Annotated in this window: 12 protein-coding genes and 1 pseudogene; 6 read left to right on the top strand and 7 right to left on the bottom strand. The window is 57.2% G+C overall.

Annotated features, from left to right (window positions below):
* From IE125_RS18915 to trxB, 3 genes are all read left to right on the top strand, one after another.
* Positions 1–1,155, top strand: a 1,155-nt coding sequence (locus IE125_RS18915) for an MFS transporter (protein ID WP_229809215.1), incomplete at its 5' end; no start/stop codon positions are given.
* Between the two features lie 40 nt (positions 1,156–1,195).
* Positions 1,196–1,516, top strand: coding sequence for a thioredoxin family protein (locus IE125_RS18910; RefSeq protein WP_189446247.1), 321 nt, complete (start codon positions 1,196–1,198; stop codon positions 1,514–1,516).
* Between the two features lie 18 nt (positions 1,517–1,534).
* On the top strand, positions 1,535–2,488 hold the full coding sequence (gene trxB / locus IE125_RS18905; RefSeq protein WP_189446246.1) for a thioredoxin-disulfide reductase: 954 nt from the start codon (positions 1,535–1,537) through the stop codon (positions 2,486–2,488).
* 233 nt (positions 2,489–2,721) lie between these two features.
* Here the strand turns inward: trxB and IE125_RS18900 are convergent, their stop codons facing one another.
* Positions 2,722–3,156 (bottom strand): OsmC family protein, encoded by a 435-nt coding sequence (locus tag IE125_RS18900; protein ID WP_189446245.1) that lies wholly within the window; start codon positions 3,154–3,156, stop codon positions 2,722–2,724.
* 273 nt (positions 3,157–3,429) lie between these two features.
* Here IE125_RS18900 and IE125_RS18895 point away from each other — a divergent pair, with 273 nt between their 5' ends.
* Positions 3,430–3,921: a DUF2938 family protein gene (locus IE125_RS18895; RefSeq protein WP_189446244.1), complete on the top strand. Its 492-nt coding sequence runs from the start codon at positions 3,430–3,432 to the stop codon at positions 3,919–3,921.
* A 430-nt stretch (positions 3,922–4,351) separates the two neighbouring features.
* Here IE125_RS18895 and IE125_RS18890 read toward each other — a convergent pair whose 3' ends face one another.
* The gene (locus IE125_RS18890; protein WP_189446243.1) at positions 4,352–5,278 is read right to left on the bottom strand and encodes a tripartite tricarboxylate transporter permease; all 927 of its coding nucleotides are present in this window, start codon (positions 5,276–5,278) and stop codon (positions 4,352–4,354) included.
* A gap of 33 nt (positions 5,279–5,311) precedes the next feature.
* Here IE125_RS18890 and IE125_RS18885 point away from each other — a divergent pair.
* Positions 5,312–6,472 (top strand): annotated as a pseudogene (locus tag IE125_RS18885) (IS3 family transposase).
* Between the two features lie 1,358 nt (positions 6,473–7,830).
* Here IE125_RS18885 and IE125_RS18880 read toward each other — a convergent pair.
* The 5 genes from IE125_RS18880 to IE125_RS18860 form a co-directional block, all read right to left on the bottom strand.
* Positions 7,831–8,925: a sulfate/molybdate ABC transporter ATP-binding protein gene (locus IE125_RS18880; RefSeq protein ID WP_189446242.1), complete on the bottom strand. Its 1,095-nt coding sequence runs from the start codon at positions 8,923–8,925 to the stop codon at positions 7,831–7,833.
* Positions 8,922–9,800, bottom strand: a complete 879-nt coding sequence (gene cysW, locus IE125_RS18875) for a sulfate ABC transporter permease subunit CysW (RefSeq protein WP_189446241.1) — start codon at positions 9,798–9,800, stop codon at positions 8,922–8,924. The genes IE125_RS18880 and cysW overlap by 4 nt, the downstream gene beginning before the upstream one ends.
* Positions 9,801–9,810: 10 nt before the next feature.
* A complete protein-coding gene (gene cysT / locus IE125_RS18870; protein ID WP_189446240.1) occupies positions 9,811–10,638 on the bottom strand; it encodes a sulfate ABC transporter permease subunit CysT in 828 nt (275 codons plus the stop codon).
* Between the two features lie 35 nt (positions 10,639–10,673).
* Positions 10,674–11,771 carry a sulfate ABC transporter substrate-binding protein gene (locus IE125_RS18865; RefSeq protein WP_189446239.1) on the bottom strand — a complete coding sequence of 366 codons (1,098 nt, stop codon included), beginning with the start codon at positions 11,769–11,771 and terminating at the stop codon, positions 10,674–10,676.
* A gap of 101 nt (positions 11,772–11,872) precedes the next feature.
* Positions 11,873–12,799, bottom strand: a complete 927-nt coding sequence (locus IE125_RS18860; protein ID WP_189446238.1) for a CysB family HTH-type transcriptional regulator — start codon at positions 12,797–12,799, stop codon at positions 11,873–11,875.
* A gap of 440 nt (positions 12,800–13,239) precedes the next feature.
* On the opposite strand from IE125_RS18860, the gene IE125_RS18855 reads away from it, so the two are divergent.
* Entirely contained in the window at positions 13,240–13,527 is a 288-nt protein-coding gene (locus tag IE125_RS18855; protein WP_189446237.1) for a hypothetical protein, read from the top strand.
* Positions 13,528–14,730: the final 1,203 nt, after the last annotated feature.

Here is a 14,730-nt window from a genome sequence, read left to right as displayed (position 1 = left end):
GCCGCCTTTGCCATCGGCATGGCCGAGTTCGTGGTCGTGGGCATTCTGCCCGCTATCGCGACCGACATGCAGATCGATATCCCTACTGCTGGCCAGCTGGTCAGTCTTTACGCACTGGGCGTAGCCATCGCGGCACCGATCATCACGCCGTTGACCAGTCGAATCGACCGGCGTCTGCTCGCGTGCGGCTTGATGGTTCTTTTCGTGGCCGCGAACTGGCTCGCCTGGCAGGCGCAGAGCTACCCGATGCTGCTCGTCGGCCGTGTACTGGCTGGCGTGGTTCAGGGTGTCTTCTACTCCATGGCGACCGTGGTCGCGGCCAACTCCGTACCCAAGGAGAAATCCGGTGCGGCGATCGGCATCATGTTCACGGGCTTGACCGTGGCGCTCGTGGCAGGTGTACCGCTCGGAACCTTCCTGACCGATCTGTTCGACTGGCGCGCAGCCTTCCTGTTCATCACGGTACTCGGCGCACTGTCGATCATCGCCCTGTGGATCTTTCTGCCTAAGAAGGTCGAGCGCCCTGAGCCGGCCAGCCTGATCGAGCAGCTCAGCATCGTGACCGTCCCCAAGATGCTGCTGGTCTTCCTGATTACCGGCGTCGGCTATGGTGGCGCCTTCATCGCCTACACCTATCTCTCCGAGATACTGCAGGAGGTGACCGGCTTCTCGGTTTCCGGTGTCGGCACCGTGCTCATCTTCTACGGCATCGCCGTCACGCTGGGTAATACCTTCTTTGCCCGACTAGCGGACAAGAGAGGCGCCATTGCCGCTCTGCTCTGGATCCTCGGCCTGCTCACCTTCGCCATGGCGGTTCTCAGTCTCGTCGCGGTCAACAAGATGCTCATGGTGCCGGTCGTGATGCTGTGGGGCGCCGTCGCCTTCGGCAGTATCCCCGTCCTGCAGCTCTACGTGGTGCAGCAGGCTGAAATCCACGCTCCCAAATCGGTCGACGCGTCCTCGAGCATCAATATTGGCGCCTTCAACGGTGGTATCGCCGCCGGCGCCTGGATTGGCGGGATCGTCGTCGAACACTTTGGCCTGATGGCCACCGGTCCCGCGGCCGCCATCGTTGTCGGTGTCAGCATCCTGCTGACCCTGGTAAGCGGTGCCTGGGACAAGAAGCACGCCAAATCGCTGTCAGCTGCAGCGTAACGGCGAACCTCAATCAATCGACCCAATCAGGAGTCTGATAATGAGCGATCAAGTCAAATCGATCACCGAAAATCAGTATGACAGCACGCTGAGCGAATCCGATGTGGTACTGGTCCGATTCTGGGCGCCGTGGTGCCCGCCCTGCATGATGATGCAGCCGATGTACAAGAAGGCGGCGAAGGACATTGGCGACAAGGCGCTGCTGTCTGAAATGAATCTGGATCACAGCCCGAACATCGCGCGCAAGCTTGGCATCCGCAGCATCCCGACGGTTGTTGCGTTCAAGAACGGTGAAGAGGTCCAGCGCCACACGGGGCTGTTGAACGAGCGCGGCCTCGTGGATCTCGTCAACTCGATCTGACCATCTGGGAGTTACACGATGAGCCATAGCAACGTCATCGTGCTCGGGTCCGGCCCGGCCGGCTACACGGCGGCAGTCTATGCCGCCAGGGCCAACCTGAAGCCGACGCTGATCACCGGCAGTACGATGGGCGGCCAGCTAACCACGACCCAGGACGTGGATAACTGGCCCGGTGAAGGCAGCGGCATTCTCGGGCCCGAGCTGATGGATCGGATGCGCCAGCACGCTGAAAACGTCGGCACGACGATCCTGATGGATCACATCGAGTCGGTCGATCTCGGCAAGCGCCCTTTCACGCTGAAAGGCAACGAAACCTACACCTGTGACGCACTGATCATCGCGACCGGTGCCACGGCGCTATACCTCGGACTGGAGTCCGAGGGCCGTTTCATGGGACAAGGCGTATCGGCCTGCGCTACCTGTGACGGTTTCTTCCATAAGGGAAACCACGTCGTGGTCGTGGGCGGCGGCAATACGGCGGTGGAGGAAGCACTCTATCTTGCCAACCTTGCCTCCCACGTCACGCTGGTCCATCGCAGAGGCAAGCTTCGTGCAGAAGCCGCACTGCAGGATCGGCTGATGGAAAAGGTGAAAGAAGGCGTGATCAGTGTTCGCTGGAATCACACGGTTTCCGAAGTACTCGGCGATGAGACCGGCGTGACCGGTGTCATGATCGAGGATGCCGAGACTGGTGCCCTGACGCGCCTGGCCATTTCCGGGTTGTTCGTGGCCATCGGTCACAAACCCAACACCGAAATTTTTGCCGATTCCCTGAAACTTCGAGATGGCTATATCATCGTCAACTCGGGGCTGGATGGAAATTCGACAGAGACCTCGGTGCCCGGAGTCTTCGCTGCAGGCGATGTCGCCGATGCCGTCTATCGCCAGGCCATCACCTCGGCCGGCAGCGGTTGCATGGCAGCGCTGGATGCCGAGAAGTTTCTCAGCGAGCAGGAGAGTCGAACCGGATAAGATAGCTCATCACTCCGGTGCGATTCCAAACGGGCGAGTGGACCATGACCACTCGCCCGTTTTTTCGTGTCTATTGACAAAAACTGAGTTATTTCAATGACGTATTCCTATCGATTTTCATGATTTGATAGAACGTTATTCCGGATAAAACTAACGTCATCCCAAATACATCGATAAAAAAATGGCCTGCTTTTCAGCAGGCCATTTTCATTGCGGCGTTACCGGAAATCGAATCAGGCTTTGGTAACGACCGGCTTCACATTCACTTCCACGCCAGCCTTGCGGGCCAGGTTGCCGACGACACAGTTTTCGTCTGCCTTGATGACGACTTCTTTCGTCTTTTCGACTTCTTCGTCACTCGCAGAGCTTTCAAGCACGACATTGGCAGTATGCGTGATGACGAAGTCATCACCGTCGATATCGGCCTGGGTATCTACCGAAAGCTGCTGAAGCGGCAGCTTCTTGCCGCCGATCATCGCCGTCAGCGTCGAGATGAAGCACGCCGCCGTCGAGGCTGTGTAAAGCTCTTTCGGGTTGCTGCCTTTACCAGGGCCGCCATACTCAGCCGGGATGCTGATATCGGTAGAAAATTCCTTACCGACGATCTTGCCACCACCCTTGAATCCATCTTTCCAGCTAAGTTCGAGATTGATCGTAGACGCAGCCATACTACCTCCTCCACAGAAATTGCGATAAATTCGGCAAGGCGCCAAGAGACGAGATTCAGCGTACTGCTTCCTGGTTTCCCTTGGCGCAGCGACTGCCGGAACGACTTAAAGACTAGTCATTCCATAACTTGTCGTCAAGCGGTCAATCGGCAAGCTCAAGCAGTCTTTTCGTGTTAGTATCTACGGCCTCAATCGCGATCTCGGCAGAATGATATAACCTCAGAATCCGGTTACCGAGCTGCCGAGGCTTCAAAATCTTATCTGGAAAAAATCATGGGTGACGTCGCAGCTTTCATTTTGGTCGTCGGCATCGGCTCGACAATTGTTCTCGACCTATGGGCATGGCTTGTGGCGAAGACCACTGGCATGGCCGGCACCGATTGGGGAGTCGTAGGACGATGGTTACTCGACATTCCTTCAGGGCGGGTGGTACTGGACAGTCGTCCTGATCGGCCGGCTCCCGGCGGACGCGAAAAGACCGTCGGCTGGCTCTTCCACTATCTCGTCGGCCTAGCCTACGCAATGCTCATACTGCTGGTCTGGGGCGTGGACTATATCGCCGATCCAAAGGTCGTGCCGGTATTCTGGGTCGGGGTCGTAATCAGCTCGCTGGCCGGTTTGCTCATTCTGATGCCAGGACTCGGCGGCGGCATTCTGGGTCGCAAGCTGCCCAACCAGGCAGCGATTATCGCCTACGTCATCATCGCCCATATCGCGTTTGCTGCCGGTCAGTACGTCTTTGCTAATCTGGTCGTATCCCTCTGAATCAATCCTGAACGATGCATCGCCTTTTAGCAGCGGCAGATAGCCGCTGTACCCAAGGCCTCTACTAATGTAAGCAGTGGACTGACCTGACTTAGCGACGGGTTTTAGTGAACCACTAAACACATGCATCAGGTGGAGCCTGCTCTATCTGGATCAACTCGTGTCAATGTCCTGACTTTACAAGATCTTTACTGTTGATGGATTTGATCACGTTTGGGTGCGCCTCTTCGTCATCCAGAGCATTGTCGGAACAGAAGTCAGGTTATCGATGCGAGGCGGCGGGCAGCGCACAGACTACGGAATTTCAGCGCGCCGGTTGCCACGAGATACAGAGCGGCGAGTCCGAGGAATGCCGCCGAGAAGGGGCGTTCCAGAAATGGAATGAATGAACCATGCGAAGCCATGAGGGCCGATCGCAGGTTGACTTCGATCAAGGGGTCAGGATGAAGCCCAACACCAGTGGCTGGAATGGAATTTTCATCCGGATAAGAATGAAACCCAGGAAGCCGGCAGCGACCAGCGTGTAGACGTCAAACATCCGATTGTTGGTGGCGAAAGCACCGATGACACAGGTGACCATGACCATCGACAGCAGAATCGATTTCGGCACGGCGAGTATACGAATGAATATGCGGATTCCCGCGATGGACAACACCAGCATAGCCACATTGGCGACGATCATCGACGCGAAGAGAGCGTAGACCAACGGCCCATTGGCCGAAAAAAGCATCGGCCCCGTCTGGATGCCGTGGATCATTAGCCCGCCCAACAAAATTGCGGTCACTGCGTCACCAGGAATGCCAAGTGCCATCAGCGGTATCATCGCCGCCCCGATGCTGGCGTTGTTAGCGGTTTCCGAGGCTACGATCCCGTCGGGGATGCCCGTGCTGAATCTCTCCGGATGACGACTGGAGCTGCGGGCCGCCGAATAGGCCAACAGATTCGATGCGTTAGCGCCGATGCAGGGCAAAAGGCCCACCCCGACACCGATGGCGCCAGAGCGCAGCATGTTGACCCAATGCGCGGCGATGTCTCTCAGTCGCGCGCCCGGAAAGCGGGGGCTTTCGAAACGAGTCGGAGGTGAGCTGCGCTTATCTGGCGGTGTGATCACTTCATTTAGCACTTCGGACACGGCGAAAAGACCCAGAAGCAATGGCAGCAGGGCAAAGCCCGCATCCATCATCGGCCAGTCGAAGGTAAACCGTGGCATGGCGTCCGTGGGTGCAAACCCCGCCATCGAGAGCAGGAGACCCAGGAGTGCGGCCAGCACACCTTTCAATAGGCTCGCACCCGCAAGTCCGGACACCAAGCAAAGCGCGAGGACGGCAGTCTGATCTTGCCCATCGTCAGTGGACACCTCGTTAAGACAGTACACTGAGACGAGGTACCCATGACAAGGCAAGCCGCTTCGATGAAGAAGACCCGCAACCGATACTCCCCGGAATTCAAGGGAGAGGCCCTGGCACTCGCTGACCGTGTTGGTGCCACTACCGCTGCTCGTGAGCCAAGCCTGCAGACCAGCCAGCTTTATCAGTGGCGCGCCAAAGCCCAGCAGAAAGCGAACACGTCAGAGCGTGAGCAAGCGTTGGCCGACGAGAATGCGCGTCTCAAGCGACAGCTCGCGGAAAAATCGGAAGAGCTTGAAATCGCAAAAAAAGCCACGGTGTATTTCGCGAGAAGCCTGAAGTGAAATACACCTTCATCCACCAGCACCGCCAGGTATTCTCCGTCCAGCGCATGTGCCAAAGCATCGGGGTTGCGCGTAGTGGGTATTACGCCTGGAGACAACATGATGACGTGCCATCAGTCAGGCACCACCGACAAGCAGCTATCGATCATCGGGTGGCCAACGCCTTTCATCAGAAGCGAGGGCGTTCCGGCGCTCCCCGATTGACGCTGGATCTCAACGACAACGGTGTATCGATCAATCGTAAAACGGTTGCTGCCAGTCTGCGCCGTCAAGGGCTTCGTGCCAAAGCCGCCCGTCGCTTCAAGGCGACGACTAACTCGCAGCATAGTTTGCCGGTTGCGCCTAACCTTCTGCAGCAGGACTTTGTGGCGGTGGGGCCCAATCAGAAATGGGTTGGCGATATTACCTACCTATGGACCGATGAAGGTTGGCTCTATCTGGCGGTGCTGCTCGACCTGTATTCACGCAAGGTCATTGGCTGGGCGATGCGTGAGCACATGACCGCGGAGCTTGTCGTTGATGCCCTGCAGATGGCGCTGTGGCGTCGCCAAAGGCCGAAAGGGGGGCGTTCACAGCGACCGCGGCAGCCAATACTGCTCGGCACTATATCGGTCGATGCTGCCCCGAAACGGTCTCCGATGCAGTATGAGCGCCAAGGGGAACTGCTACGACAATGCTTGTGCCGAGATCTTCTTCCATAGTCTCAAGGTCGAGGCGATCCATGGCGAGCGCATCCGAACGCGAGAACAGATGCGTCAGCAGGTATTCGAGTACATCGAACTGGATGACAACCGACAACGTCGGCACAGTGCCATCGGGATGATCAGTTCGGAGGTCTTCGAGGCCCGAATGATCGCTTAAGTCGGTGTCCACCAATGCTGGGTAAGATCACAGCGCCACTGCTGCTTGATCTTGGCCGACTGCTAGTTCGGATGGCTTATGGTACCCAACCCAAGCAGCCGCCCTTTCCGTGTCGGGAAAATATTGACTCGTGTGAACATATTTGGCGAGGGGCAGGAAGAAGCGGCGCTTCTCAATCCCGAATGATTCGATTTTCTGACTCTATCCATAATCCGTTAACGAAAGCCAAAATGTTACCGTTAAGTAATCTTAAAAGCTTGCTGGTGTTACAAATTCGATTTTCTTATTAGCAACATTAATTCTGGACTGTCGAAAAAAAGGCTTTAGAATCCGCGCGGTTTGACGGATCGAGCGGTGTCCACAGCTGATGAGCACTCGGGACGATAAGAAGGGATGCTTATGATGGTCATCGTGGATTGGTCCGGCTGGTAACAGCCGGAAGCGTCAATGGGCTGCGCGTGATCCCGTGCCACTGTCGACCCCCCCTGATTTTTCTACGCTTGATCGGGAGCTTCTCCCGTTCATGGTCTAAGTTTCAAACATCCGTGTTCCCCTGCGGATTCCTGCGTTGCCCGGCTATCGGCCGGGTTTTTTTATTTTTTGGCGTTTTTTCCTTCTCTGGACCACATTCTATCCGGCTCAACGGAATGAGCCGTGTCCACAGGTGTTGAGTGCCAGGGACGCTGGACAAGGATGCTCACGGGATTCGGTGTGGATGATGCCGGCTGGCAACAGCCGGAATTTACATGTGTTTACAAATCGCTTGTTTTTCTTGATCTCTATCAGTATCCCTAATCATTCTTAAGGATTAAGCTTCGTGCATCCACTGGATGGATGCTCGCTAGGAACCTGAACACGGATGTTCTGATGCCAAGGAAGTCCGGCACGCGAGGGCCGTGAGAGACAGCACACTTCGGCAGTGCTACTGAGGGCCCTCGCGCGTGCGCATTGGCCCTCTTTTACGTTCTGAGCCTCCCACTATCTGCAATCGGAACCTCATCCCACTTTCTCGTGTATCTTTGCGATCGATAAGCGTTGATGCTAGGCCGCGTCATTGCCAGCCAAAACGATGGCGTATTGGATGTAGCTAATTTGATACCTGTAGATCAAGCAAATGCCGGAGCGCCCAGCCCGGATGTCGGGAGCGTGCCTCAGTGGCTTGTCATGCGTGCGGTATTTCGCGCGAACCGCTACCTATGAAAAAAATCGATAGGTAAATCAGTGCGGAGGCACGAGATTGTGCTTCAGATGCAAAGTTTCCATCGCGTGCTAAGCAAGTTGTCGTATCTTTTGCATGACCTGATAGCCGAGATTCCAGCGTGCCTGGGTGCGACGCAAAGGGAAGATGCGGCATCAGGTTAATCGAGCGCCGGCGCCGTCTCCTGATGAAACCAGTGCAGATGATGTACCCGGATACCGACCACCTCGCCAACCTCGAGCGCCAGCGTCTTAAAGGTCTGGCGCGTCAGTTCGACCGTCAGGTAGTCGTTCTCGACCCGTGGCCCCTGGACGGTATCCGTGACTGGTGTGGCCTCGACGTGATAGCTGCTGCCCATGGGTTGGACGTGGCGAATGCGAACCGGCCACGGCGTGCTGGCGTCGCGAACGATCTCGATGTCGTGCGGCCGCACGAAGGCATTCTGACTCCTCGAATTCAGGTCGGCGTTTGGAATCGGCAGTTGCCAGCCGCCGGTGTCGAAGTGGCCGTCGCGAAGGCTGCCATGAAGCACGTTGACGCTGCCGATGAAGGTCGAGACGAAGGGAGTGGCCGGGGAGTCGTAGACCGCTTCCGGTGTGCCCACCTGCTCGATGCGGCCGTGATTCATCACCACGATGCGGCTGGCGACCTCCATCGCCTCCTCCTGGTCGTGGGTCACGAACAGGCTGGTCACGTGCAGCTCCTCGTGCAGTCGTCGCAGCCAGCGGCGCAGCTCCTTGCGCACGCTGGCATCCAGTGCGCCGAACGGCTCGTCCAGCAACAGATAGCGGGGCTCCACCGCCAGTGCTCGGGCCAGGGCAATGCGCTGGCGTTGGCCGCCGGAGAGCTGCGGCGGGAAGCGTTTGGCCAGCCAATCGAGCTGAACCAGGTCCAGCAGTTCGTGGACCCGCCGGCTAATCTCGGCCTCCGGCGGGCGCTGGGCGCGGGGTCTGACGCGCAGTCCGTAGGCCACGTTCTCGAACACGCTCATGTGGTTGAACAGCGCATAGTGCTGGAAGACGAAGCCGACGTGGCGATGACGAATCGGTTCGAAGGTCATGTCGCGACCCTCGAGCAGGATGTTGCCGCTGTCGGCGAACTCCATGCCGGCGATGCTGCGCAAGAGCGTCGTCTTGCCGCAACCGGAGGGGCCGAGCAGCGCGACCAGCTCGCCATCGTCGATGGCGAGATCGATGTCGTCGAGCGCGGTGAAGTCGCCGTAGCGCTTGGTGAGATGATTGACCTGAATGCTCATGACGAGGCGTTCTCCCATTGACGTTGCTGGCGCCACTCGACGATCGACTTGATGATCAGCGTGACGATCGCGAGCCCGGCCAGCAGCGTGGCAACGGCGAAGGCGGCGCTGAATTGATATTCGTTGTAGAGGATCTCGACGTGCAGCGGCAGGGTATTGGTGGCACCGCGGATATGACCGGAGACCACCGAGACGGCGCCGAACTCGCCCATGGCGCGGGCGTTGCACAGGATGACGCCGTAGAGCAGCCCCCACTTGATGCGCGGCAACGTGATCGTCCAGAACATGCGCCAGGCGCTGGCGCCGAGCATGATCGAGGCCTCTTCCTGCTCGGACCCCTGTTCCTGCATCAGCGGGATCAGCTCGCGGGCGACGAAGGGCAGTGTCACGAACATCGTCGCCAGCACGATGCCGGGCAGGGCGAAGATGATCGGAAATCCGTGGGCGGCGAACCAGCCACCGAACCAGCCCTGGCTACCGAAGATCAGAATGAACACCAGGCCGGCGATGACCGGCGACACCGAGAAGGGCAGATCTATCAGCGTGGTCAACAGGCTGCGCCCCGGAAACTGGAAACGGGCGATGCACCAGGCCGCGGCGATGCCGAACAGCGTGTTGAGCGGCACGCAGGTCAGGGCGGTGATCAGCGTCAGCAGGATGGCGTGGCCGGTATAGGGATCGGTGATGGCGTCCACGTAGGCGCCGACGCCTTCGCGAAACGCCTCGAACAGCACGGCCACCAGCGGCAGAATCAGAAACAGCGCGATGATCAGCAGCGCCAGCGCGCTCAAGGCGTAGCGCACCCACGGGATCGACTCGGTGGGCGCCGTACCGGTCCGCGGGGCCGGTCGCAGGATATTCTGGGTCGTACTCATGACTCGTTCCTCAGTCGCGTCCGGTGCGTTGGCGTGTCCACTGCTGCAGCCCGTTGATGATCAGCAGCATGACGAAGGCAACCACCAGCGAGGCGAGGGCGATGACGGTGGCCCCCGGATAGTTGTATTGCTCCAGCTTGGTCACGATCAGCAGCGGCACGATTTCCGACTTCATCGGCATGTTGCCGGCGATGAAGATGACCGAACCGTACTCGCCCAGTCCGCGGGCGAACGCCAGCGAAAATCCAGTGAGTAACGCCGGCACCAGCGGCGGCAGCAGTACACGACGAAACGTCTGCCAGCGCGAGGCGCCGAGACTGGTCGAGGCCTCTTCCTGCTGGCGATCCAGATCCTGAAGCACCGGTTCTACGGTTCTGACCACGAAGGGCAGCCCGATGAAGATCAGCGCAATGGTGATTCCCAGCGGCGTGAAGGCCACGCGGATGCCGAGCTCGGCGAAGAACTGGCCCAGCCAGCCATTGGGCGAGTAGAGGGTGGTCAGCACGATACCGGCGACGGCCGTCGGCAGCGCGAACGGCAAATCGATCAGCGAGTCCCACGCGCGCTTCAGCGGTAGCGGGTATCGGACCAGTACCCAGGCGACGATCAGCCCGAGGAAGAGATTGAAAAAGGCCGCGGCGAACGCGGTGGAGAAGCTGACCCGGAACGCCGCGAGGACGCGGCGATCCGCCAGCGTGTGCCAGAGTTCGCCGAGACTGAGCTCGGCGGACTTGGTAACCAGAGCCACCAGCGGGATCAGCACCAGCAGCGAGACGGTGAAGACGGTGACGCCCAGACTCAGTCCGAAGCCGGGGAGCAGTGATCGGCGTTGGCTCATTGCGATCGTGATGTCCTTTTGTTGAAAGGGAGTTTTCAGGGTTGATAGATCTGGTCGAACACGCCGCCATCGTCGAAGTAGGTCTTCTGGGCATCGCGCCAGCTACCGAAGACCTCGTTGACCGAGTGCAGCTCCAGATCCGGGAATCGGGCGAGATCCTGGGGATGGGCCGCTTCCGGGTCGACCGGGCGGTAGTAGTGCGCGGCTGCCAGGGCCTGGGCTTCGGGCGAGTACAGGTGCTCGAGATAGGCGTGGGCGGCTTTCTCGGCGGCCTCGCCCTTGTTCTTGACGTTGCCCTCGACCACGGCAACCGGCGGCTCGGCGAGGATGCTGACCGACGGCACGACGATGTCGAACTGATCCTTGCCAAGTTCCTGCGTGGCGAGAAACGCCTCGTTCTCCCACGCCAGCAGCACGTCGCCCAGGCCGCGCTGCACAAAGGTGTTGGTGGCGCCGCGAGCGCCGGAGTCGAGCACCGGCACGTGGCGGTAGAGATTGCCTACGTACGTCTCGGCGGCGGCCTTGGCGGCCTTCACCTCATCGGCATACTGCGGGTCATCCAGCTTGCCGAGATCGCCCAGCTCGCGCTTGAGGACATAGATCCAGGCGGCAAGGAAATTCCAGCGCGCGCCCCCCGATGTCTTCGGGTTGGGCGTGATCACCTCGACGCCATCGCGGGTGAGATCGTCCCAATCCTGGATGCCCTTGGGGTTGCCCTTGCGTACCAGGAACACGATGGTCGAGGTGTAGGGGGCACTGTGATGCGGGAAGGCGCTCTGCCAGTCCTCGGCGACCTTGCCCGTGCGATCGGCGATGGCGTCGATATCGTAACCGAGCGCCAGCGTCACCACGTCCGCCGGTAGGCCGTCGATGACCGAGCGGGCCTGCTTGCCCGAGCCGCCATGACTCTGCTCGATGGTGACATCATCGCCGGTCTGCTGCTTGTACCATTGGCTGAACAGCGGGTTGTAATCCTGATACAGCTCGCGGGTGGGATCATAGGAGGCGTTGAGAAGCTGGATTTCCTCGGCTTGAGCGAAGGTGCTGGTCAGTGATGTCACCCCTAACGCGCCGAGGAGCAGTGTGGAGAAAACCGGTTTTCCGCTTAGCAGTCCGAGTCGAGAAGTTTGCATGATGGTCCCTTAAAATCGGTGTCGTGAGACCATCTAAACGCACTATCTAATAGACCATAAAGTAATAAAAAAAGGATTAAATATCGCAATATACGATTAAGTCATCGAGCATCCAGCGCTTCCTGGACGGTCTGCTCGTCCAGTTCTCTACTGCAGAGCTTGAGAAATTCATAGACGAAGGCGTGTAAGAAATGGCCGCGGCGTAGCGCCAGATAAGTGGTGTTCTTGGGAAACAGATCGGCGCCGGAGAGAAGCCGCAGGCCACGATCACGCTCGGCGTGATAAGCCACCGACGCAATAATGCCGACGCCCAGGCCGAGCTCGACGTAGGTCTTGATCACGTCGGCATCCAGCGCCGTGAGCACCACGTTGGGCACCAGCCCCGCCGCCTGGAAAGCCTGATCGATACGCGTTCGTCCGGTGAAACCCTCGTGATAGGTGACGATGGGATAGTCGGCGATATCCTCGAGCCGCAGATCGCTCACCTGCGACAGCGGATGGCCCTCGGGAACGACGACGCTGTGATGCCACTGGTGGAAGGGGAAGCGCACGAACGACGACCCTTCGTCGTTGACGGCCTCGGTGGCGATGCCGATATCCACGCTCCCGCTCTTGAGCAGCGAGACGATTTCCGTCGGGCTGCACTGGTGGAGTTCCAGGTTCACTTTGGGGAAGCGCTCCTTGAACTGGGCAACGATCGGCGGCAGCGAGTATCGGGCCTGGGTGTGAGTGGTAGCGATGGCGAGCCTGCCCTGGTCCTGGTTGGCCAGTTGCTGCGCCGAGCGTTTCAAGTTCTCGGCGTCGAGCAGAATGCGCTCGATCGTCTCCAGCAGGGTGCCCCCGGCGGTGGTCAGGCCGAGAATCCGCTTGCCGCGCCGTTCGAAAAGCTCGACACCGAGCTCCTCCTCGAGGTCGCGAATATGCTTGCTCGCTCCCGACTGGGAAGTGAAGAGTGCGTTCGAGGCTTCGGTCAGGTTGAAGCGCTGGCGCACGGTTTCGCGTACGATACGTAGCTGCTGAAGGTTCATCACGGGCTCGGCTGGATTTGTATTTCAGGAAATATAAATTCCTCTGAAAAATACGAGAAATAGCAATTCTTCATATCCATATCGAATTAAAGGTGTTTACAACATTTTGGCTATATAGCTGGGTGTCTGCATGCCGATAACCGGCAGATATGGCGGCTAGCTTGCATCGCGGGTTGGAGACGGGCAAATGTTTCCTAGTCGACTCCGAAAGGTGAAGCGCGATTTCAGTGGGGCGTAGCTCGGAATCGGTAAAAATTCATATTTACGCAAATCGCAGGTTTTTAAATATCAATTGTAATCCATTGCCGACATCCATTTGTGGTCAATCTGCTACATACGTTACCCCGAGGTATACCTAGCATTACTGCAGATCCGGCGAGCCGACCTCTGCGATCCGGTTGCTTGGCATTTGGGTCTGACTTCTTACCTGGAGAGACCTGATGACTGATTCCGAGAGAGCGATGATGGTGTATCACCTGGGTTTTGTAGAAAAAGTCTTGGGATTCTTTCTGCATGAAGATTGGATGAGAGCCGATCGAAACTTTTTGCAAAACCAGATTGGATCTTTGCAAAATCTCAGTACTGAGATGTCTGACTACTATCAGCGTGGCCGAACCGATGCGGTCGCCTATTGTTTCCAGCGGCCGCGTCGAGAGATCCGAAGAGAAATTTGGAGACGGTACGGTCCCTACGGTGAGCATGTTCAGTATCTTATTGTTGATAATTGATTATAGGGTATGAAGTTATTTTCGTGATTTTTAACTAATCATCAATGGCGTTTTTGATTTTATTATGAAGTTAAAAAGGGGAGTGATGGGTTTTAGTTCTACCATGCCTTTTCTATAATAGCACCATGGGCCAGTGAGTATCATTATGCTGTTCAAAAAAAGTAAAAATTCCTTTTAGTATATCGGCATATTTAAGGACATTTTTATAAATTATGCGATACGATATCGTACAAATATGCTGAAACAAATTTTTACAGATGGTCTGAATTTTTTCATACTGACAGATTTCGTAAAGCGTTGTTTGGGTGCACACTGGCAAAGTCCATCGGAGGGACTCTTGCTAGGAATTAGATAAGGATGTCTAAACACCAAGGACACGCGGACTGCGAGGGCCGCGGTAGCAGCATCTACGGGTAATGCTGACTGAGGGCCTTGGTGGTATCACCAAGGCTCTCTTTTATCGAGTAGTAACAGATGCTTATACTAGCCTCAGACTCATCGCCAAACGAAATAAGTTTCGAATTCATATAGCTATATAACTATGCATAGGTTCACGCACTTGTTCGCGCGGCTACCATGATCCGCAAGATGATAGTCGTAGTAAATCTACAGGAAATCGGGTTTGGCTTGGGTGGTGGCCTTAATGGGCCACCACCCAAGCTTCTGCCGCGAAATAGCGCTAGTCAAAGCTAACGGAATGAATCGCAGTACGAGAGTCTAAGCTGCCACTTTAGATGTCAGTCGAACACTAGTTGAAGCTGTGGGCCTTTTGCGTGACATCTCGAGGATTATCTCGATGGAAAGGCTCAGTGCGTGAAGCTGATAGTTTCTGGATCCTAGTGCGAAATCATGATCTCGCGTCGCGATGAACTCTCCACACAGCGTGCGGTTGATCTCATCCCAATCGTTGCCCGCATCTGTCGAATGCGCTTCTGTGTGGCCGCAGCGGTAGCATGCAATCGTATGTCTCACTTTCGCTCTCCTTAGCGAGTGAACGAACCGTTTCGGCTCTACCAATTGAGGCAGCTCTTCGGGAGTGTGCTGTCTCGTATTCTGAATTCAATCCGGCGGTCCTTGCCGGCCGTGCACAGTGACACGTATTCAAAACCTGTACAAGAAAGGTTGCCTGTATAAGCAATCCCCTGAGGCCCCGATGTTTTTTAGCTCAGGTTAATTTTCTGGGAGCTGAGCATGGCGCTGGGT

The organism is Salinicola rhizosphaerae, from assembly GCF_014652715.1.
Classification (GTDB): Bacteria; Pseudomonadota; Gammaproteobacteria; order Pseudomonadales; family Halomonadaceae; genus Salinicola; species Salinicola rhizosphaerae.
Note: the sequence above shows the minus strand (reverse complement) of the source record. Positions and strands in the feature narration are given on the sequence as shown.